Origin of the sequence: Streptomyces sp. NPDC057697 (assembly GCF_042799335.1) — a bacterium.
Lineage (GTDB): Bacteria > Actinomycetota > Actinomycetes > Streptomycetales > Streptomycetaceae > Streptomyces.
Window position 1 is genome coordinate 46,088 of the sequence record NZ_JBHVJA010000008.1, and the last position, 20,597, is coordinate 66,684.

General features: G+C 73.1%; 15 protein-coding genes and 2 pseudogenes. 9 read left to right on the forward strand and 8 right to left on the reverse strand.

Annotated features, from left to right (window positions below; all coding sequences use genetic code 11):
* The 4 genes from ccrA to ACFVFH_RS21180 all read right to left on the reverse strand — a co-directional run bounded on the left by ccrA (nucleotide 1) and on the right by ACFVFH_RS21180 (nucleotide 5,458).
* Nucleotides 1-1,338 (reverse strand): crotonyl-CoA carboxylase/reductase, encoded by a 1,338-nt coding sequence (gene ccrA, locus ACFVFH_RS21165; RefSeq protein ID WP_383770901.1) that lies wholly within the window; start codon nucleotides 1,336-1,338, stop codon nucleotides 1-3.
* 367 nt (nucleotides 1,339-1,705) lie between these two features.
* A complete protein-coding gene (locus tag ACFVFH_RS21170) occupies nucleotides 1,706-2,500 on the reverse strand; it encodes a GNAT family N-acetyltransferase (protein WP_383770904.1) in 795 nt (264 codons plus the stop codon).
* 76 nt (nucleotides 2,501-2,576) lie between these two features.
* Nucleotides 2,577-3,392, reverse strand: coding sequence for a TetR family transcriptional regulator (locus ACFVFH_RS21175; RefSeq protein WP_383770906.1), 816 nt, complete (start codon nucleotides 3,390-3,392; stop codon nucleotides 2,577-2,579).
* 284 nt (nucleotides 3,393-3,676) lie between these two features.
* The gene (locus ACFVFH_RS21180) at nucleotides 3,677-5,458 is read right to left on the reverse strand and encodes a 3-hydroxyacyl-CoA dehydrogenase family protein (protein WP_383770909.1); all 1,782 of its coding nucleotides are present in this window, start codon (nucleotides 5,456-5,458) and stop codon (nucleotides 3,677-3,679) included.
* Between the two features lie 363 nt (nucleotides 5,459-5,821).
* Here ACFVFH_RS21180 and ACFVFH_RS21185 point away from each other — a divergent pair, with 363 nt between their 5' ends.
* Entirely contained in the window at nucleotides 5,822-6,403 is a 582-nt protein-coding gene (locus ACFVFH_RS21185) for a HEAT repeat domain-containing protein (protein WP_383770912.1), read from the forward strand.
* Between the two features lie 66 nt (nucleotides 6,404-6,469).
* On the opposite strand, the gene ACFVFH_RS21190 is transcribed toward ACFVFH_RS21185, so the two are convergent.
* Both ACFVFH_RS21190 and ACFVFH_RS21195 read right to left on the reverse strand, forming a co-directional pair.
* A complete protein-coding gene (locus ACFVFH_RS21190) occupies nucleotides 6,470-8,074 on the reverse strand; it encodes an alpha/beta hydrolase (protein WP_383770915.1) in 1,605 nt (534 codons plus the stop codon).
* 152 nt (nucleotides 8,075-8,226) lie between these two features.
* Complete coding sequence (locus ACFVFH_RS21195) at nucleotides 8,227-9,261, reverse strand: Rv2578c family radical SAM protein (protein WP_383770918.1); 1,035 nt, start codon at nucleotides 9,259-9,261, stop codon at nucleotides 8,227-8,229.
* A gap of 149 nt (nucleotides 9,262-9,410) precedes the next feature.
* Between ACFVFH_RS21195 and ACFVFH_RS21200 the strand changes: the two genes are divergently transcribed.
* The 5 genes and pseudogenes from ACFVFH_RS21200 to ACFVFH_RS21220 form a co-directional block, all read left to right on the forward strand.
* Nucleotides 9,411-9,854, forward strand: a complete 444-nt coding sequence (locus ACFVFH_RS21200) for an SRPBCC family protein (protein WP_383770921.1) — start codon at nucleotides 9,411-9,413, stop codon at nucleotides 9,852-9,854.
* A gap of 188 nt (nucleotides 9,855-10,042) precedes the next feature.
* Nucleotides 10,043-12,493, forward strand: a complete 2,451-nt coding sequence (locus tag ACFVFH_RS21205) for an MFS transporter (RefSeq protein WP_383770923.1) — start codon at nucleotides 10,043-10,045, stop codon at nucleotides 12,491-12,493.
* A 201-nt stretch (nucleotides 12,494-12,694) separates the two neighbouring features.
* Entirely contained in the window at nucleotides 12,695-15,121 is a 2,427-nt protein-coding gene (locus ACFVFH_RS21210) for a SpoIIE family protein phosphatase (RefSeq protein ID WP_383770925.1), read from the forward strand.
* 111 nt (nucleotides 15,122-15,232) lie between these two features.
* Nucleotides 15,233-15,982 carry a methyltransferase domain-containing protein gene (locus tag ACFVFH_RS21215; protein ID WP_383770928.1) on the forward strand — a complete coding sequence of 250 codons (750 nt, stop codon included), beginning with the start codon at nucleotides 15,233-15,235 and terminating at the stop codon, nucleotides 15,980-15,982.
* Nucleotides 15,983-16,187: 205 nt separating this feature from the next.
* A pseudogene (locus ACFVFH_RS21220) lies at nucleotides 16,188-16,310 on the forward strand (DUF664 domain-containing protein); the annotation flags it as partial.
* 90 nt (nucleotides 16,311-16,400) lie between these two features.
* Here the strand turns inward: ACFVFH_RS21220 and ACFVFH_RS21225 are convergent.
* Entirely contained in the window at nucleotides 16,401-17,822 is a 1,422-nt protein-coding gene (locus ACFVFH_RS21225) for an amidase (RefSeq protein ID WP_383770931.1), read from the reverse strand.
* Between the two features lie 47 nt (nucleotides 17,823-17,869).
* Here ACFVFH_RS21225 and ACFVFH_RS21230 point away from each other — a divergent pair, with 47 nt between their 5' ends.
* The 3 genes and pseudogenes from ACFVFH_RS21230 to ACFVFH_RS21240 all read left to right on the forward strand — a co-directional run bounded on the left by ACFVFH_RS21230 (nucleotide 17,870) and on the right by ACFVFH_RS21240 (nucleotide 20,086).
* Nucleotides 17,870-18,520, forward strand: a complete 651-nt coding sequence (locus ACFVFH_RS21230; protein WP_383770934.1) for a TetR/AcrR family transcriptional regulator — start codon at nucleotides 17,870-17,872, stop codon at nucleotides 18,518-18,520.
* On the forward strand, nucleotides 18,517-19,428 hold the full coding sequence (locus tag ACFVFH_RS21235) for an alpha/beta fold hydrolase (RefSeq protein WP_383770937.1): 912 nt from the start codon (nucleotides 18,517-18,519) through the stop codon (nucleotides 19,426-19,428). The genes ACFVFH_RS21230 and ACFVFH_RS21235 overlap by 4 nt, the downstream gene beginning before the upstream one ends.
* A gap of 140 nt (nucleotides 19,429-19,568) precedes the next feature.
* Nucleotides 19,569-20,086, forward strand: a pseudogene (locus ACFVFH_RS21240) (DUF664 domain-containing protein).
* Nucleotides 20,087-20,154: 68 nt separating this feature from the next.
* Here the strand turns inward: ACFVFH_RS21240 and ACFVFH_RS21245 are convergent.
* On the reverse strand, nucleotides 20,155-20,562 hold the full coding sequence (locus ACFVFH_RS21245; RefSeq protein ID WP_383771528.1) for a GntR family transcriptional regulator: 408 nt from the start codon (nucleotides 20,560-20,562) through the stop codon (nucleotides 20,155-20,157).
* Nucleotides 20,563-20,597 lie beyond the last annotated feature (35 nt).

The following is a 20,597-nucleotide window of genomic DNA, read 5'->3' on the forward strand; positions in this document are numbered from 1 at the left end:
TCAGATGTCCCGGAAGCGGTTGATGGCGTCGAGGTGCTTCTCGCGCATCTCCCGGTCGCGCACGCCCATGCCCTCGCGCGGCGCCAGCGCCAGGACGCCGACCTTGCCCTGGTGGGCGTTGCGGTGCACGTCGTGGGCGGCCTGGCCGGTCTCCTCCAGCGAGTAGACCTTGGAGAGCGTCGGGTGGATCTTGCCCTTGGCGACCAGGCGGTTGGCCTCCCAGGCCTCGCGGTAGTTGGCGAAGTGGGAACCGATGATGCGCTTGAGCGACATCCACAGGTAGCGGTTGTCGTACTCGTGGTTGTAGCCCGAGGTAGAGGCGCAGGTGACGATCGTGCCGCCCTTGCGGGTCACGTAGACGCTCGCGCCGAAGGTCTCGCGGCCGGGGTGCTCGAAGACGATGTCCACGTCCTCGCCGCCGGTCAGCTCGCGGATGCGCTTGCCGAACCGCTTCCACTCGCGCGGGTCCTGGTTCCGCTCGTCCTTCCAGAACGTGTAGCCCTCGGCGTTGCGGTCGATGATCGCCTCGGCGCCCATCCTCCGGCAGATCTCCGCCTTCTGCTCGCTGGAGACGACACAGATCGGGTTGGCGCCGCCGGCCAGCGCGAACTGCGTGGCGTACGAGCCGAGTCCGCCGCTGGCGCCCCAGATCAGCACGTTGTCGCCCTGCTTCATGCCCGCGCCGTTGCGCGAGACGAGCTGGCGGTACGCGGTGGAGTTGACGAGGCCGGGAGCCGCGGCCTCCTCCCAGCTGAGGTGGTCCGGCTTCGGCATCAGCTGGTTGGACTTGACGAGCGCGATCTCCGCCAGGCCGCCGAAGTTGGTCTCGAAGCCCCAGATCCGCTGCTCGGGGTCGAGCATCGTGTCGTTGTGGCCGTCCGAGGACTCCAGTTCGACCGAGAGGCAGTGCGCGACGACCTCGTCGCCGGGGTGCCAGGCGTTGACGCCGGGGCCGGTGCGCAGGACGACGCCCGCCAGGTCCGAGCCGATGACGTGGTACGGCAGGTCGTGGCGCCGGGTGAGCTCGCTGACCTTTCCGTAGCGCTCCAGGAAGCCGAAGGTGGACATCGGCTCGAAGATCGAGGTCCAGACGGAGTTGTAGTTCACCGAGCTCGCCATCACGGCGACCAGGGCCTCGCCCGGCCCGAGTTCGGGCACCGGGACCTCGTCGAGATGGAGCGACTTGCGGGGGTCCTTGTCGCGGGTGGCGAGGCCGTCGAACATCCCGGTCTCGTCCTTGTGCACGGTCACCGCGCGGTACGACTCGGGGATGGCGAGGGCTGCGAAGTCCGCGGTCGTGCTGTCCGGCGACTGGATCGCGTCCAGGATTTCCTTCACGGTGTGCCTCCGAAGGATGGGGGCGCCGAGGGAACGCTTGAGAGTCCCTGCGAGCAAGAGAGGGCGGTGTGGTGTGGCGGTGCTGCCGTCGGTCCGGCGGTCGAAGCTTCGGCTTGCTCCGTGGAGCGGAAGGGTGCCTGTGACGCAGGCGTCCGGGCGCGCAGGCAACTCGCTTGCGGGGACAGCCGGCGTACGTGGGATCTCGGCACGCCGGCCGCCCGGACAACTTCAACGTATGGCACTCCGTGACACCTGGCAAGGCACTGGGTGCCAACAATTTCTCTCACTTGTCACCGGCGGGGCACCGATGAGCGCCGACCGAGGGGTTTCGCGGCACTTTGCCCCCAAAGGAGCCGCGAATGATCGATCAGTGCGAGCGGTACACGTAGGGCGTCGTCGTGCCCAGCGCCGTGAATCCGAGCCGCTGGAGGATGGGGCGGCTCATGTCGGAGGCATCGACCTGGAGGTGGCGGTAGCCGTGCTCCGCCGCGATCCGGGCACGGAAGGCCACCAGTGCCCGGTAGACGCCCTTCCCGCGCCACGCCTCGACCGTTCCGCCGCCCCAGAGCCCCGCGAAGCCCGTGCCCCGGTACAGCTCCATCCGGGCCGAACCCACCGGCTCGTCGCCCGCCATGGCGAGGACGCCGACGAAGCCGTCCGGCTCCTCGGCCAGCCTAGTCAGCACCTGCTGCCGCAGCCCGGACCCTTCCGAGCCGAACGCCCGCTCATGGGCGCGGGCCATCAGCTCCACGTCGTCCGCGTCGCTCACCGTACGCAGCCGCACCCCTTCGGGCAGCTCCACCGCCGTCGACAGCTCCGCGACCGGGGCGACCAGCAGCGTCTCCGGCTCCTCCGCCTCGAAACCGGCCGCCAGCAGCCGGTCCGCCAGCCCGGCCGGCCGGTCGTGCGCGTACAGCTTCCACTCGAACTCGCCGTGGCCGAGCGCCTCGTAGCGCGCCACCTGGGCCGCGATCACCGCGTCCGCCCGCGCGGGGTCCAGATCCGGGGCCGACCAGACCACGCCGTTCCAGTCGTCGGCCGCGCCGACCTGCCGGACCACCTCTCCGGTGCGCTCGACCCGGACACCCGGACCGTCGGGGCGGGCGTGCTCGCGCATCTCGCGGTCGAACAGGCTCAGCAGTGCTTCCTGATCAGCATTCATCGGTCCACCACAACACCGGCCCACGGGCGGGGCAACCGGATATCCGCGCGGCGCCGCCCGGCCGGAACACCGCCGGTCAGCGGTCCTGGAGGGCCTGCTGGATCGTGCGCATCACCTCGTCGAGCGGCGCGTCCGTCCGCGCCACGGCGACCAGCACCTCGTCCCGGGACGCCACCGAGGCGGCCGGCTGCCGCGCGGACTCGGCGCCGACGGTCCGCCCCGCCCCGATGCCGGTCCCGAAGGTGTCCCGGACGATCGCGAAGGCGTGGTCGAGCTGCGCCTCCACGTCGCCCTCGCCGCCCGCCCGCAGCCAGCGGCGCAGCACATGGTTGTGCGCGGTGACGACGGCGGACGCCGCGACCTCCGCCAGCAGCGGGTCGTCATTGCCGACATGGTGGTCGCGCTCGTCGAAATGGCCCAGCAGATAGCGGGTGAACAGCCGTTCGTAGCGGGCCACCGAGGCGATCTCCGCCTCCCGCAGGGTGGGGACCTCACGGGTCAGCTTGTAACGGGCCACGGAGACCGCGGGCTTCGCCGCGTACATCTTCATGACCTCCTTGATGCCGCGGCAGACCGTGTCGAGCGGGTGCTCGTGCGGCGGCGCGGCGTTGAGGACGGCCTCGGCCCGGACGAGGGTGTCGTCGTGGTCCGGGAAGATCGCCTCCTCCTTGGAGCGGAAGTGCCGGAAGAAGGTACGCCGGGCGACCCCGGCGGCGCCCGCGATCTCGTCGACGGTCGTCGCCTCGTACCCCTTCGTGGCGAAGAGTTCCATCGCCGCGGCGGCCAGTTCGCGGCGCATTTTCAGCCGTTGGGCGGCGGCGCGCGTGCCTGCGGCACTTTCCTGGGCGTCGGGCGCGGCGGAGACACGGGAGGACCTGGCGGGCTGGGACATGGTGTGAACGTACTGCATCGGGTCGGGGGAGTGCGCCCGTGGGGGCGGGCCGCCCGGAGGACCGAGCAACCCTCCCCACCTGGCTCCGGGCCCGGAAGCGGGCTCCGCGGCGCCGGGGGGCCGGGACGCGCGCCGCACCGCGTGGTCGTCGCTCACCGTGTTCCCCGGACCCGCTCGCCGGCCCGGCCGGGGAAGGGCCTCTTCGACCCGGCCCGGCCCTCCGGCCCCCGGGGCACGCGCCCCGGCCCCGCTCCCGCATCCGCGCCGCCCACCGCCGGGACCGCTCAGCGCCGGGCGTATTCGCGGAAGCCGCGCCCCGTCTTGCGGCCGAGGCAGCCCGCGGCCACGAGATGTTCGAGCAGGGGCGCCGGGGCCAGGCCCGGATCACGGAACTCGCCGTGCAGCACCTTCTCGATGGCCAGCGAGACATCGAGCCCGACGACGTCGAGCAGTTCGAACGGGCCCATCGGGTAGCCGCCGCCCAGCTTCATCGCGGCGTCGATGTCGTCGAGGGTCGCGTAGTGCTCCTCGACCATCTTGATCGCGTTGTTGAGGTACGGGAACAGCAGCGCGTTGACGATGAAACCGGCCCGGTCCCCGCAGTCCACCGGGTGCTTGCGGACCGTGCCGCACACCTCGCGGACGGTGGCGCGGACGTCGTCGGCGGTGAGCACCGTACGGACCACCTCGACCAGCTTCATCGCCGGTGCCGGGTTGAAGAAGTGCATCCCGACCACGTCCTGCGGGCGCGAGGTGGCCCGTGCGATCGCCACCACCGGCAGCGACGAGGTGGTGGTGGCGAGGACGGCACCGGGCTTGCAGACCTTGTCCAGGGTCCCGAACAGCTGCTGCTTGACCGCCAGGTCCTCGGCGACGGCCTCCACCGCGAGATCGACGTCCGCGAAGGCGTCCAGCGAACCGGCCGCCGTGATCCGGGCCAGGGCCCCGTCCCGCGCCCCGGCCGTCAGCCGCCCCTTGGTGACGGAACGCCCCAGCGACGCGCCGATCCGCTCCTTCGCCGCGTCCGCCTTCTCCTGGCTCCGGGCGGCGAGCACCACGTCGTACCCGGCCTTCGCGAAGACCTCGGCGATCCCCGAGGCCATCGTCCCGGAGCCCGCCACGCCCACCGTGCGCACCGGGCGCCCGGCCACCGCCGACGCGTCGTCGCGCGGGGTCAGCGCGTCCGGCACCACGGCCGGGCTGCCGGCCCCCTCGTAGGTGTAGAAGCCGCGGCCCGCCTTGCGGCCGGTCAGCCCCGCCTCGCTCAGCTGCCTGAGCACCGGCGCCGGGGCGTGCAGCCGGTCGTGCGACTCCGCGTACATCGCCTCCAGGACGGTACGGGCGGTGTCGATCCCGATCAGGTCGAGCAGGGCGAGCGGGCCCATCGGCAGCCCGCAGCCGAGCTTCATCGCCGCGTCGATGTCCTCCCTGGAGGCGTAGGCGGCCTCGTACATCGCGGCGGCCTGGTTGAGGTATCCGAACAGCAGCCCGTCCGCGACGAAACCCGGCCGGTCGCCGACCGCGACCGGCTCCTTGCCCAGGCTGCGGGCGAGCGCGGTGACTGCCTCGACGGCCGGCGGCGCGGTCAGCACCGAGGAGACCACCTCGACCAGCTTCATCGCCGGTGCAGGGTTGAAGAAGTGCAGGCCGAGCACGCGCTCGGGGCGCAGCGACTCGGCGGCCAGCCGGGTCACCGACAGGGCGTTGGTACCGGTCGCCAGGATCGCGGTGGGGGAGACGATCGCGTCGAGTTCCCGGAAGACCTGCTGCTTGATCTCGTACGACTCGGGCACGACCTCGATCACCAGCTCCGCCTCCGCGGCGGCCGGGAGGCCGGGGGAGGTGCGGAACCGGGCGAGGACGTCGCTCCGCTCCTCCTCGGTGAGCCGCCCGCGCCGCACGGCGCGGGCGGTCGAGGCGTCCAGGGCGGCGACGGCCCGGCGGGCGGCCGCTTCGCTGATGTCGATGCCGATGACCTCGTGGCCGGCGCGGGCCAGGACCTCGGCGATGCCGGTGCCCATGGTGCCGAGACCGACGACGGCGATGGTGCTGAGCGGGATGTCCATCACGGGACTCCAGAGAATGAGTGACGACTGTGAGGAGGCACGGGGCGCAATGGGGCAGGGGGAACCGGCGCGCGCCGTGCGGGAGTTGCGTGTCGTGGTGCTCGGGGCCGGGGTGCGCGGAGCACACCGGGACCCGGAAGGGGCGACGGACTCTGTCCCGGAGTCACGTCTCGTGGAACCGCCGAACCGACAGGCACTCCGGATGGCTGCGTCACCAGGCCACCGGAGCGGGCGGGGAATCGTGTCCCGCTCACATGAGATTAACCGCCCGGTAATGAGCGCGCCAGCCCCGGGACGCTGTGCGTCAGGACACATTCTCCCGCCCCCTCGCTACGCAGGGTCCCCGCCGATATGCTGACGGTCATGGGCGAGGAGTTCCGGTCGCTGGCGGACCGGCTGGCCGACGAGGCCGACGCGGCGGGGGAGTCGGCGGCGTTCCGCACGCTGCTCGCCACCGAGGAGGCGGAGGCACTGGCCCGGGTCCTGGTGGAACGCGAACGTCCGCTCTGGGCCCGGGAGATGGCCGCCTTCCGGCTGGGCTGCGGCGGGGACCGGCGGGCCTTCGAGGCGCTGGTGCTGCTGCTCAACCACCGGGACCCGGAGCGCTGCGTCTCGGCCGCCCACGCCCTGGCCCTCCTCGGCGACCCCCGCACCCCCCGCGCCGCCGCCGCTCTGGCGACCAACTCCCTGCGCACCGCGTACGCCCTGCACCCGGTGCGGCTGCTCACCGAGTTGCGCGCCCCCGAATCCGTACCGGCGCTGATGAGCACCCTGGAACGGCTGCTGGCCACGGACGATCCGCACTGGCGGGTGGCGCTCGCCTGTGTGGAGGGGCTCGGACGGCTGGGGGACGAGCGGGCCCGCCCGCTCCTGGAGACGGCACTGCCGCACCCGAGGCTGGGCGGCGCGGCGCGCGACGCGCTCGGCCGCCTGGGCGCGGTCTGAGAAGTCCGGCGGCCCTGTTGTGTACGGGCCCGGCCCGGCGGGTGCGCCGGGCCGGGCCGCGGGCCGTCAGCCCCGGAAGCCCAGCAGTCCGTGCAGGGTGGCGCCCCTGTCGCCGGAGACCGTCCGCCGCGCCGCCTTGGCCGCCGCCTCACCGGTCAGCGGCTGCGGGTCGGGGGACTTGGCGCACACCGCGTCCGCGTCGGCCCGGCCGCCCCCGCCGCGCGGGACGGTGCCCTTGGCGAGATAGTCCGCGAGGTAGGTGTCCAGGCAGTCGTTGCCGCCCAGCGTGATGCCGTGGTTGCCGCCGCCCTGCTCGACGACCAGGCTGGAGCCGCGCAGTCTGCGGTGCAGGGTGACGCCGCCCTCGTACGGTGTCGCCGCGTCGTCGGTCGCCTGGAAGAGCAGCACCGGCGGGAGGGTGCTGTTGGAGACGCGTACCGGATTCAGCGGCTCGACCGGCCAGTCGGCGCACGGGGCGTTGTACCAGTTGTTGTTCCAGGCGAAGAAGGGTGCCTTGGCGTGCACCCGCCGGCTGTCGGAGAGCCAGGTGTTCCACTGCCGGGGCCACGGGGCGTCGCGGCACTGCACGGCCGTGTAGACCGAGTACCCGTTGTCGCCCTCGGCGTCGACCGCGCCGAACTTCTTGTACGCCTTCACGAGGGCGTCCTGGTCGCCGTGTTCGGCGTACGCGGCGAACGCCTCGGCCAGATAGGGCCAGTACCCGTTGTAGTAGCCGCCCGGCAGGAAGGTGTCCTCCAGTTCGCTCGGGCCGACCTTTCCGCCCGCGGGGTGCGCCCGGACGGCCGCGCGCATCGCGTACCAGGCGCGCTCGACCTTCGCCGGGTCGGTGCCGAGCCCGTAGGTGGCGTCGTGCCTGGCGACCCAGGCGGCGAACGCCTTGTGGCGGGCGTCGAAGGCGTAGTCCTGGCCGATGTTGTCGTCGTACCAGACGCCGTCCGGGTCGACGTTCGAGTCGAGGACGAGGCGTCGCACCCGCTCCGGGAACAGCTTGGCGTACACCGCGCCGAGGTAGGTGCCGTACGAGTACCCGAAGTAGTTGAGCTGCCGGGCGCCGGTGGCCCGCCGGATCACATCGAGGTCCTTCGCGGTGCTGACCGTGTCCATGTGGGGCAGCAGGTCCGGGTACTCGCGCCCGCACGCCTCCGCGAACGAACGGGCCCGGTCCCGGTTGGCCCGCTCGGCGCCGGGCGAGTCCGGCACCGAGTCGGGGCGCAGCGGCTCGAAGTACTTCGGTACGCAGTCCAGTGCCGGCCTGCTCCGGCCGACGCCGCGCGGGTCGAAGCCGATCACGTCGTACTGGGAGGCGATGGCCTTCGGCAGTGCGGACGCGACGAATCCGGCCATGGTCAGGCCGCTGCCGCCGGGGCCGCCGGGGTTGACGAGCAGGGGGCCCTGGAAGGTCTTCGCGGTGTGCGGGACACGGGACAGGGCGAGGGTGATCCGGCGGCCCGTCGGGTCGTCGTGGTCGAGCGGGGTGCTGACCGTCGCGCACTGCAGCCGCGGATACGACGTGGTGCCGCAGCCGGTCCATTCGAGCTTCGTGGCGGCGGGCCGCGCGCCGTTGTCGGCGGTCGCCGCGGGCGGTGCGGCGGTCACCAGACCGGCGACCGTCGCACCGATGGCGAACAGAATTCCTGAACGTTTCGTCATATGGCCTCCCGTGATGGGGGAAACACGGCTGCGCGTGGCGCAGCCCCCGCCGCATGCTCCCCGCATTCACCCCAAGAAGGACCCGATATGTCGAGAGTTGACCCGTTTGCCCTGATCGGTCCGTCCGGGCCTCCGGCGGTGGTCCGGGCTGCTCAGAGCAGGGTGAGCTGGGTGGGGCCGTCCGGCGCCGGGGGCTGTTCCCCGCGTACGGGGAGCCGCCGGGCGGTGCCGCGGTGCGAGGGCCCGATGCCGAACTCGGCCGCCAGCTCGTGGACGTACCGGGTGATGCGGCGCTGGTACCACTTGGGCGCGTAGGCCCCCTCGGCGTACAGCCGCTCGTACCGCCGCACCAGATGGGGGTGGTGGTTGCCGAGCCACTGCATGTACCACTCCCGGGCGCCGGGCCGCAGATGCAGGACGAGCGGGGTGACCGAGGTCGCCCCGGCGGCGGCGACGGCGCGGACCGTGGCGCGCAGCTGGTCCGGGTGGTCGCCGAGGAACGGGATGACGGGGGCCATCAGTACGCCGCAGTCGATGCCGTGGTCGCTCAGGGTGCGGACGGCGTCGAGGCGGCGCCCGGGGGACGGGGTGCCGGGCTCGACGGTGCGCCACAGTGCGTCGTCGACGAAGCCGACCGAGACGGAGATGCCGACGTCGGTGACCTCGGCGGCCTGCCGCAGCAGCTCCAGGTCGCGCAGGATCAGCGTTCCCTTGGTCAGGATCGAGAAAGGGTTCGCGTGGTCGCGCAGGGCCGAGATGATGCCGGGCATCAGCCGGTACCGGCCCTCGGCGCGCTGGTAGCAGTCGACATTGGTGCCCATCGCGATGTGTGCGCCGTGCCAGCGGCTGGAGGCGAGCTGGGCGCGCAGCAGCTCGGGGGCGTTGGTCTTGACGACGATCTGGGAGTCGAAGCCGAGTCCGGTGTCGAGGTCCAGATAGCTGTGGGTCTTGCGCGCGAAACAGTAGACGCAGGCGTGCGAGCAGCCCCGGTACGGATTGACCGTCCATTCGAACGGCATCCGTGACGCGCCCGGTACCCGGTTCACGATCGAACGGGCGCGGACCTCGTGGAAGGTGATCCCCCGGAACTCGGGGGTGTCGAAGGTGCGCGTGGTCACCGCGTCGGCGGTGAAGAGCGCGCTGTTCCCGGTCACGGCGGGGTTCTCGACCAGATTGTCCCAGCGCATGGACGCCTCCTCGGTAGTGCTGGACAGAGAATAGAACACTTGTTCCCTTGATCGTTTTCTTCCCTTCGTCCCGGACCGGATTTTGAGCGGCGTCCCGGAGGTGGTTGGCTCAGCACACCCCCGAACAACCGAGTGCTGGAGGAACAGCCATGGCGCAGGTCGAGGCCACGACGGAACGAGTCATCGCGGCGGACGCGGAGACGGTGTTCGACGCGCTGGCCGACTACAAGGAGGTCCGGGGCAAGGTGCTGCCCGGCCACTTCAGCGAGTACGAGGTGCGTGAGGGCGGTGACGGCGAGGGCACCCTCGTCCACTGGAAGCTCCAGGCCACCAGCAAGCGGGTGCGCGACTGCCTGCTGGAGGTCACCGAGCCCACCGACGGCCAACTCGTCGAGAAGGACCGCAACTCCTCGATGGTCACCACCTGGACCGTCACCCCGGCCGGTGAGGGCCGGTCGAGGGCCGTCGTCTCGACCGTCTGGAACGGTGCCGGCGGCATCGGCGGATTCTTCGAGAAGACCTTCGCTCCGAAGGGCCTCGGGCGGATCTACGACGAGCTGCTGCAGAATCTCGCCACCGAGGTCGAGAAGTAGCCCTCCCCGCTCTTGACCGGCCTCACCGGTTCGGGTGGTTTTCACCGGCCCGCCGGTGGTGCGCCGTAGCGCCTCCCACCGGGAGTTAAGCCCCCGGCGTGCGCCGCCGACGCCCCCCGTCGCGTTTGCCCTCCCCGATCGCACAATGCGAGAAATGGGCGGCGCAGACGCGACGAGGGGAGCGGTACGTGGTGGGTGGGATCACTCTGCTGGAGGAGGAGCCGGACGGCGCGGGGAGCGCCGGTGCGGCCGCCGTACCGCCCCCGGCACCGCCCGCCGGATCCGGGGAGGCCCCCGCCCCGTCCGGCGTACCGGAGACCAGCCCCCGCTCCATCCGGCTGCTCTTCCTCGGGCTGATGCTCACGCTGCTGCTCGCGGCGCTCGACCAGATGATCGTCGCCACCGCACTGCCGAAGATCGTCGGCGAGCTGCACGGCCTGGAGAAGATGTCCTGGGCGGTCACCGCCTATCTGCTGGCCTCCACGATCGGACTGCCGATCTACGGAAAGCTCGGCGACCTCTTCGGCCGCAAGGGCGTCTTCCAGTTCGCCATCGTCGTCTTCGTCATCGGCTCCGCACTCGCCGGCTGGTCCCGCACCATGGACGAGCTGATCGCCTTCCGCGCCGTCCAGGGCATCGGCGGCGGCGGACTGATGATCGGCGTCCAGGCGATCATCGCGGACGTCGTACCGCCCCGGGAGCGCGGCCGCTTCATGGGGCTCATCGGCGCCGCGTTCGGACTCGCCTCGGTGGCCGGTCCGCTGCTCGGCGGCTTCTTCACCGACCACGCCTCCTGGCGCTGGTGCTTCTACATCAACGTTCCGTTCGGCCTGATCACCCTCGCCGTCATCACCGTCGTGCTGAAACTCCCCAGGCCCACCGTCCGCCCCCGGCTCGACGTGCTCGGCGCGCTGCTCCTCGCCGCCGCCTCCACCTGCCTGGTGCTGCTGACCAGCTGGGGCGGCACGGAGTACGCGTGGGGCTCACCCACCATCCTGGGGCTGGGGGCCGGAGCCGCCGGAACGACTCTGCTGTTCCTGGTCGTCGAGCAGCGGGCCGCCGAACCCGTCATCCCGCTGCGGCTGTTCCGCGACTCGATCTTCAATGTGACCGCTCTCGTCGGGGCGGTCGTCGGGGTGGGGCTGTTCGGCGCCGCCAGCTATCTGCCGACCTTCCTCCAGATGGTGGACGGCGCCACGGCCACCGAATCCGGACTGCTGATGCTCCCGATGATGGGTGGCATCGTCATCGCGTCCGTCGTCTCCGGCCAGCTGATCTCCCGCACCGGCCGCTACCGCGTCCACCCGATCCTCGGCGGCGCGACCTCGGTGGTGGGGATGTGGCTGCTCTCCCGCCTGGAGACCGACACCCCGCGCATCGAGTACAGCATCGCGCAGGCGGTCCTCGGCATCGGGATCGGGCTGATCATGCCGGTGCTGGTGCTCGCCGTGCAGAACTCCGTCGCCCCCGCCGACATCGGCTCCGCCACCAGCGCCAACAACTACTTCCGGCAGATCGGCGGCAGCGTCGGCGCCGCCGTCTTCGGGACGCTCTTCGCGGGCCGCCTCGCCGACGCGCTCGCCGACCGGCTGCCGTCCGGCGCAGACCTCCCCGACCCCGAGTCGATCACCCCGCAGCTGGTCCACGCGATGCCGCCCGCGCTGCGCGACAGCTACATCCAGGCGTACGCCGACGCGATGCCGCGGATCTTCCTCTACCTCGTGCCGGTGCTCGCGCTCGGCATGTTCTTCGCCTTCTTCCTCAAGGAGAAACCGCTGGTGTCCCACCACAGCCCCGACAACACCGCCGAGTCCGTGACCGTTCCGGCCGCCCGCACCACCTCGGCCACCGAGGCCGCCGCGCCGCCGCCCGGCCGCCCCCCGGGCGTGCCGGTCCGCGGCAGCGTCCAGCATCCCGACGGGACGAAGGTCCCGCACGCCGCACTCACCCTCATCGACGTCCAGGGCCAGCAGGTCGGACGGGGCGCGAGCGGCGACGACGGACGGTACGCGCTCAGCGTGCCCGGCGCCGGTCCGTACGTCCTCATCGCCGCGGCCGGCGGACACCAGCCGCAGGCCGTCAGCGTCACCGTGGGCGAACGGCCCGTCGAGCTCGACGTGGTGCTCGGCGGCGCCGGGCGCCTGGCCGGGGCCGTCCTCACCGCGGACGGCACCCCGGTGCGGGACGCCGCCGTCACCCTCACCGACGTCCGCGGCGAAGTCGTCGCCTCCACCCGCAGCGGCCGCGAGGGCGGCTATGTGATCACGGAACTGGTGGCAGGCGAGTACACCCTCGCCGCCAGCGCCCCCGCCTTCCGGCCCGCCGCGCTGCCGGTGAGCGTGCAGGCGGCCAGGGAGACCCGGCAGGACATCGAACTGGCCGGGGGCGCGGTGCTGCGCGGCATCGTACGGGCGAGCGGCGGGCGCCCCGTCGAGGACGCCCGGGTCACCCTCCTGGACGCGGCGGGCAATGTGGTCGACACCCTCACCACCGGGCCCGACGGGGCCTTCCGGTTCGTGGACCTGTCCACCGGCGAGTACACCGTCATCGCGGCCGGATATCCGCCGGTGGCCACCGTCCTCCAGGTGGCGGGCGGCGGGCGCACCGAGCGCGACCTCCAACTCGGCCACGAGGACTGACCGTCCGGAGGGCCGAGAGCCGGCCGGTGGTCCTCCCGGGTGGCCCGTCAGCCATGTCCGGACCACTCGGTGCGCCCGCCCGTGCGCCGGGCGCACCACCGCGGTCGGCGATTGGGCCGATGACCGGCGGGCGCCGGCCGCGGGGCCGTACCGTGGAGTCACGAGCCGCAGAGCGTTGCGGGGGGAAGGAGCCGTCCAGCCATGGATCGCGATGTGCCGGCACAGCGGACACCACTGCCGCGTGACGCCTCGACGGGCCGGGTGCCGCTGGCCGTCGCGGTGGTCGACGAGAACGGCCTCGTCTCCCACTGGTCGAGCGGCGCGGGACGGCTCTTCGGCGTCGCCCGCCGGGACGCGCTCGGCTGCCCGGCCGGAGAACTGCTCCCGGTCGGCGGTGTGCTGGGGCGGACCGAGGAGGACCGCGGCGGATTCGACCCGGAGCTGGACGGCGTACCGGGCGCTCCCCTCTGCCACCCGGCCTCGGGCCGGGCCAGGATCGACGAACCGGAACGGGGCAGGATCGACGTCCTGTGGTGGGCCTATCCGCTGGTCGGCGCGGGCTCCGGGCGGCTCCTGGTGCTCGCCGCGGACGCCGCCCGGGTGAGCGGCGACGGGGCGGACGGCCGGGACACCGGTACGGTCGCCCCCGCCTTCGCGCTCCACACCGACTTCCCCGGCTACCAGGAACTGGCGGGCCGACTGCCCGAGATCCTGCCCAGCATGAGCGTGGGGGAGGCGACCAGGATCGTCGCCCAGGTCCTCGAACTCGGCTATCCAGTCCTGGAGTTCAGCCATCTGAGCCGGGTCCCGGTCACCCCCGACTGGGGCGTGCCGCGGCACACCGTCCGCGCCCTCGCCCCCGGCCCCCGCGACGGCGGCGGGACGCCCGAGCCGCGCGCCGTACCCCGCCCCGAACTGGACCTCGAATACGCGGCGGTCCGCGAACGGCTGGAGTTCCTCAACGAGGTCAGCGGCCGCATCGGCACCTCCCTCGATCTGGAACGCACCATCCGCGAGGTCACCAGCGCCGCCGTGCCCCGCTTCACCGACTTCGCGGGCACGCACCTGCGCGAAGCGGTCCTGGCCGGCGAGGGCTTCCCGGACGGGCCGCCCGACGTCACCACCGTCTGGCACCGGGTCTGGGTCGAGCACAACGACGAACCGGGCCGCTGGGACGACACCGTCCCGGTCGGGGAGTCCATCGCCTTTCCCGAACACACCCCGTTCTTCCAGTGCATGGTCACCGGCGAGCCGGTGCTCGTGCCGTACGTCGGCGAGGAGCTGAGCAACCGGATCTCGGGCGAGTTCGAGAAGCGCGACCTGCGCCCGCTGATCACCCACCGTTCGCTGCTCATCGTGCCGCTCAAGGCGCGCGACGTGGTGCTCGGCTTCATGGTCCTGATGCGCCGTCCCGGCCGGGAGCCCTTCGACGACATGGACCGCACCACGGGCGCCGAACTCGCCGCCCGTGCGGGGCTCGTGCTCGACAACGCGCGCATGTACACGTACCAGGAGAACGTCGCCGACACCCTTCAGGACAGCATGCTGCCCCAGGTCGAACCGCGCATGGCGGGCTGCGACATCGCGACCCGCTATCTGCCCGGCGCCCGGCAGGGGAGGATCGGCGGCGACTGGTTCGACTCGGTGAAGCTGCCCGGCTCGCGGACCGCGCTGGTGGTCGGTGACGTCATGGGACACGGCCTCAACTCGGCCGCGATGATGGGTCAGTTGCGCACCGCGGTGCTGACCATGGCCATGATGGAGATGCCACCGGCCCAGCTGTTGCGCAATCTCGACGACCTGGCGCAGCGCCTCGGCGAGCAGTATCTGGCGACCTGCCTCTACGCGGTCTACGACCCGATCCGGTCCGAGATCCAGATCGCCAACGCCGGGCACATCCCGCCCGTGCTGGTCCGCGCCGAGGACGGCCGGTCCGAACTCCTGGCCCTGCCCACCGGCGCCCCGATCGGCGTCGGCGGTGTCGCCTTCGAGACCGCGACCGTGCGGGTGCGTCCCGGCGACCGTCTGATCCTGTGCACGGACGGCCTGGTGGAGGTGCGCGGCCAGGACATCGGCGCCGGGCTCGCCGCGCTCTGTGCCTCGGCGGCCCACCCCGCCGCCTCCATGGACGACGCCTGCGACACGATCATCCGGGCCCTCAATCCGCGCGGCGGCCGCAAGGACGACGTGGCGCTGCTGATGGCCCGGCTGAACGGCATCCCGGACGGCCAGGTCGCCGAATGGCAACTCGCCCTGGACCCGCGCGAAGTGGCGCGCTCCCGGCGCCTGGTGCGCGGGAAGCTGCTCGACTGGGCGCTGCCGGACGCGGTGGAGGCCGCCGAGCTGATGGTCAGTGAGCTCGTGACCAACGCGGTGAAGCACAGCCGGTGCCATCACATCGGGCTCCGTCTGGTCCGCACCGGAGCCCTGCTGTGCGAGGTCAGCGACGACGAACCGGCCCCGGCCACCCTGCTCGACGCGGCCTGTCACGACGAGTCCGGCCGCGGTCTGCTGGTGGTGAGCAGCCTCGCCCGGGAGTGGGGCACCAGCACCACGGCGCACGGCAAGACCGTCTGGTTCGAGCAGGCGCTGGGCGGTGTCCCGCGCCCCCGGTCGCACGGACGGTGAATGCCTCGCGGCGAGCGGGCGGATGCTGTGCGCGCTCTTGCCGTGGCCGTCCCGGGAGGGTAGTCCGGTCCTGAACGCAATGGTGCAGGACGAACGGACCCGGGAGTGCGCATGGACGTGTCGCAGCGGTACCGCCAGGCATGGGAGGGCTACTGGTCCGCCACCTCGGACACACCCGGCGAGGCGATCTGGGACTCCGAGCCCTTGCTCACCTCCGCGCCCCACGCCGAACTGCTCCTGCCGCACGCCGACACCTCGCTGCCCGTCGTCGACCTCGGCTGCGGCAACGGCACCCAGACCCGCTATCTCGCCACCTGTTTCCGCCGGGCGATCGGGGTGGACCTCTCGCACGCGGCGATCGCGCACGCCCGCCGCGCGGACCCCGGGGGCGTCGCCGAGTTCGCCCAGCTCGATCTCGTCGACGCGGCGGCGGTGGCGGCCCTGCACGAGCGGACCGGCGACACCAACGTCTACATGCGTGCGGTGATCCACCAGAGCGAGCCCGAGGCCAGGGCCGCGGTCGCCGCCGCCGTCGCGACGCTGCTGGGGGAGCGGGGGCGGGCCTTCGTCGTCGAGCCGACGCCTGCCTCCAAGGATGTGCTCCAGCAGGTGGCGCAGGGCCCGGACGGACCGCCGGAGAAGCTGCGCCGCGTCCTCGACCACGGGCTCAAGCCCGCGAGCGCCTCGGAGGAGGAGGTGCGCCGGCTGCTCCGGGACGCCGGTCTCGCCACGCTGGCGGACGGGGCGACCGCCCTGGCCCAGACCGAGTACCTGCCCGACGGAACCCGGGTCGCGCTGCCCGCGCGCTGGTTCGTACTGGCACCGGCCGGGCGCGGGAACGGGAACGGGGGAGGGCGGTAGCGCGGCGGCGTCGGCGCCACTCGCCCCGGCCGGGCCCCGGCCGGGCGCCGGGGCACGGCCCGCCCGCCGCGGATCACGGAACGGCGCTCGGGCCGCGCCGTCCGGCCGACGGCCCCGCGCCGCCGCTCGGCGACGGCCGGGGCCGGTGCGCGGTAGTCGGTGTTCGAGGGGTTGAGGGTGGCCCCGGCGGGACGATCGCGTCGAGGCCGCCGAGTCCCTCGACACCACCGGGAGCCATGGCGACGAGGTGTTCTCGCTGCGGTATGTCCTCACGCACCCGATCGAGGAGCACGCGCGCCACAACGGCCGGGCGGACCTGCTCCGGAAGCGCGTCGACGGCGCCACCGGCGAGCAGGGCCTGTCTTCGAACCGCGCCCGCCGTGCGGTTCGAAGACAGTCCTTGGCCGGGCGGGGCCCGCTACGGCGTCTGCGCCGCGTCCCGGCCGCCGTAGCGGTGGGCCCATGGCAGGGCCTCCTCAAGGCCGGCCGACACGCCGAGCAGCAGGTCCTCGCGGCCCCAGCCCGCCGTGAGCGAGACCCCGAGCGGCAGGCCCCGCGCACTCCAGCCCAGCGGGAGGCTGATGGCCGGGAACCCGGTGGCGTTCGCCAGGATCGTGTTGCCCGTGAACGCGGTCATCGCGGCCAGCTCCGCCGCCGGGTCCGTGTCGTCGCGAAGCCCGCCGACGAGCGTCGGCGGGGCCGTCACGGTCGGGGTGATCACCACGTCCGCGTCCGCGTGGGCGAGCGTCCAGGCCCGTGCCCGCGCCTGTACGACGCCGATCGCGGCGGCCAGCTCGCCCGAGGTGAAGTCCTGGGAGCGGGACCGCAGATGGCGGACGATCGGGCGCAGCGACGCCCCGTCGAGCGCCATGGTCCGGGAGCCGACCAGCGCCGTGAACATCATCTGGAAGTTCTCGGTGAACTCCGGGTCGGGCGCCTGCTCCCGGGCGAACACCTCATGGCCGAGTCCGGCCAGCGTGCGGGCGGTGAGCTCGGCGGCGGCGGCGACCTCGGGGTCCACCGGGGCGCCGGAGACCGAACCCTGGGCGAGCGCGATCCGCAGCCGCGGCACGGGCACGTCGCAGGCGCGCTCGTAGCTGTCCACCCGGGGCGGATGCACGGTGCCGACGCCGGTACGGGTGGTCAGCGCGTCGAGGAAGGCGGCGGTGTCGCGGACGGTGCGGGCGAGCGGCCCCCGTACCGAGAGCCCCATCCCGTCGTGGCCGTCCGGACCCGCGGTGATCAGCCCGCGGCTGGGCTTGAGCCCGACCACCCCGCAGGCGCTCGCGGGGGAGCGCACCGAACCGGCGGTGTCGCTGCCCTGCGCGATCGGCACCAGCAGCGCACCGACCGCCGCGGCGGCGCCGCCGCTGCTCCCGGCCGCGCTGCGGCCGAGGTCGAAGGGGCTGCGGGCGGGGGCGGCCACCTCGGGCTCCGAGTAGCAGGCGGCCCCGAACTCGGGAACGGTGGTCTTGCCGAGGCTGATCAGCCCCGCGTCGGCCATGACCTCGACGATCTCGTCGTCGTGTCCGGGGACCCAGTCGCGGAACAGCGCGGATCCCAGCGTGGTGCGCACACCGGCGGTGGCCTCCAGGTCCTTGATGGCGGTGGGCACGCCGAACAGGCGCGGCAGCCCGTCCCGGTCCGCCGAGCGCAGGGCCCGTTCGGCCCCGGCCGCCGCGGCGCGGGCCCGGTCGGCCGAGACGGTGGTGAACGCACCCACCCGGTCGCCGTCGCCGATCCGGGCCAGCAGATGCTCCACGACATCGACCGGGCCGGTCTCCCCGCGCCGGTAGGCGGTGGCCAGTTCCAGGGCGGTGAGTTCGTGCAACTCCGTCATGCGCGCTCCCATTGAAGTTTCGTTACGCGTATCGATATGGTGCGTGCATGAGGGTCGAGAAGGCAAGCACTCCGAAGAACGGCCGTCCCCGGGCGGTGACGCTCGACACGGTCCTGGACGCGGCGACCGAGCTCGCCGACGACCAGGGGCTCGACGCGGTGAGCTTCCGCGCGCTGGCCGACCGGCTGGGCGTCTCACCGATGGCGATCCACCGCACGACGGGCGGCATCGACGCGCTCCAGCACTCGCTGGTCTCCCGGATCGTCGGCGAGGTGACCCGGTCGGTGGACTGGCCGGACGACTGGCGCGCCACCGTCCGGCTCTTCGCGGAAACGCTCCACGACCTGCTGATGCGCCACCCGGTGATCCTTGAGGCGCACCGCCGCGCCTCCCTCGTCGGGCCCGGCGCCGACGACGTCGCGTACCGGGTCGTGGCGGCGCTGCGCAGCGCGGGGCTCGACGAGGAGTCCGCCGCGTACGCCTACGGCACCCTGCACGACTTCGTGACCGGTCATGTGGCGATCCGCCTCGGCCGGGGCGATCTGGAACTGCACCAGCTGCCGCCGGAGCGCCGGGTCGCTTCGGTCTTCGTGGACCACCACGACTACGACCGCAGGTTCGCCTTCGGCCTCGACTTCGTCATCGGCGGGATCGCCGCCGCTGCCGCCACCCCCGTACCCCACGAGGAGCAGAGATGACCCCCTCCGCGACGGACCCGACGGACCCGACGGAATCGCCGAAGGCACCGGAGACGGAGCTGCCGCAGACGCACCGGCTGACGGCCCCGGACGGGCGCCGCATCGCGTACTGCTCCTACGGCGACCCCGCGGCCCCGCCCGTGATCGTGCTCCACGGCACCCCGGGCAGCCGCTACGAAGGACTCGCGCTGCGGCAGGCGGCGACGGACGCGGGCCTGCACCTGGTCTTCCCGGACCGTCCCGGGTACGGCGAGACCGATCCCGTACCGGGCCGGGGCTTCCACCGCTGGAACGACGACTTCGTGGCCCTGCTGGACCACCTCGGCCACGAACGGGCGACGCTCGTGGCGATCTCGGGCGGCGGCGGGTACGCGCTCTCGGCGGCCCAGCGGCACCCCGGGCGGGTCGACCGGCTGATCCTCGCGTGCGCCGCGGTGCCCGGAGCGCCGCGCGAGGCGTACGCGCGCCGGATCCCGCTGGTCAAGTGGCTGAACCGGGTCGTGGTCTGGGCTCCGGCGATCGCCCGGCCGATGCTCGCGGGCAAGGGGGTCTTCAAGAAGGCGAGGCGCGAACCGAACCTCGACGCCTGGCCCCGCTCCGACCGGCTGATCATGACCACCCCCGCCTTCGCGGCGCTGTCCCAGTTGGATACGGCGGAGGGGCAGCGTCAGGGTGTGGACGCGGCCATCACCGACCTCGCCGGCTATGTCCGCCCGCTGCCGGACCCGCTGGGCTCGGTCGCCGTGCCGACCCTGTTCCTCCACGGCGAGGCGGACGGCAACGTGCCCGTGGAGGTGGCCCGGTGGGCGCACGCGCAGATTCCGGGGGCCGAGCTGCGCACGATCCCCGAGGCCGGTCATCTCTTCCTGCTCGCGGACCCGGAACCGCTGCTGCGGGAACTGACCTGAGCGGTCCGCGCGGCGCACGCCCCGCACCGCCGCCACCGCGGTGCGGGATCACCGTCAGGACATGGACAGCGCCGCGCATCGCACGTACGACGGCCGACGGGGACCAGCTGAGCGTCCCGAGCGCCACGGACGAGAGGGTCGTGCTGGAGGGCCGGCTCCGCCGGCACCGGGAGACGCTGCTCACCAAGTGCGCCGGGCTCGCCCCGGCCCAGCTCGCGCGCACCGCCGCCGCGCCGTCCGGTCCCGCCCTTCCCGGCCCGGTGCGGCACATGGCGGAGACCGAGCGCCGGTGGTTCCGGCGGAGCTTCGCGGGTGAACCGGTCGGTGATGTCTTCACCGGTCCGGGCGACGCGACGAGGGGTTCGAAGGGGTCGACGCCGCGCACGCCGAGCGCGACTTCGCCGTCCACCGCGCCGAGACCGAGGCGTGCGAGGCGGCCGTGGCGGGGCGCGGCCCGGACGAGACGTTCGTGTCGGCGAGCCGTGGCCGGACCGGCAGTCTGCGCTGGGTGTATCTGACGATGATTCAGGAGTACGCCCGCCACAACGGCCACAACGGCCACAACGGCCACAACGGCCACAACGGCCACAACGGCCACGCGGACCTGCTGCGCGAGCGGACCGACGGCGCCACGGGCGACCACCCGGCGCCGCGGTGACGCACGGCGGCTCCGGCCCCTGCCGGGACCGGAGCCGCCGCACACCCCGGCACGCGCGGCCGCGCCGCTCAGCCGCCGTCGGTCCCGGGCGGGAACACCGCCGCGTGGGCCGACCGGAACAGGGCGTCGACCTCCTGGCCGGTGAGCCCCTGCGCCCGCGCCTCGTCCAGCCACGCGGCGAGCGAGGCGCGCAGGGGCGAGTCGGCGCCCGCCTGGGCCGGGGCGAGGGAGCGGGTGATGAAGGTGCCCGCCCCCTGCCGGACCTCGGCGAGACCCGCGCGTTCCAGTTCGCGGTACGCCTTGAGGGTGGTGTTCGGGTTGACCTTGGTGTCGGCCGCGACCTGCGCGGCCGTGGGCAGCCGGTCACCCTCCTCCAGGGCGCCCATGCGCAGCGCCTGTTCGACCTGGCGCACGATCTGGAGGTACGTCGCCACACCGCTGCGCCGGTCGATGCGGAACACGACCACTGCCTTCACCTCCCCTTCGACTGCCAAGTCCCCGTGCACCCGCG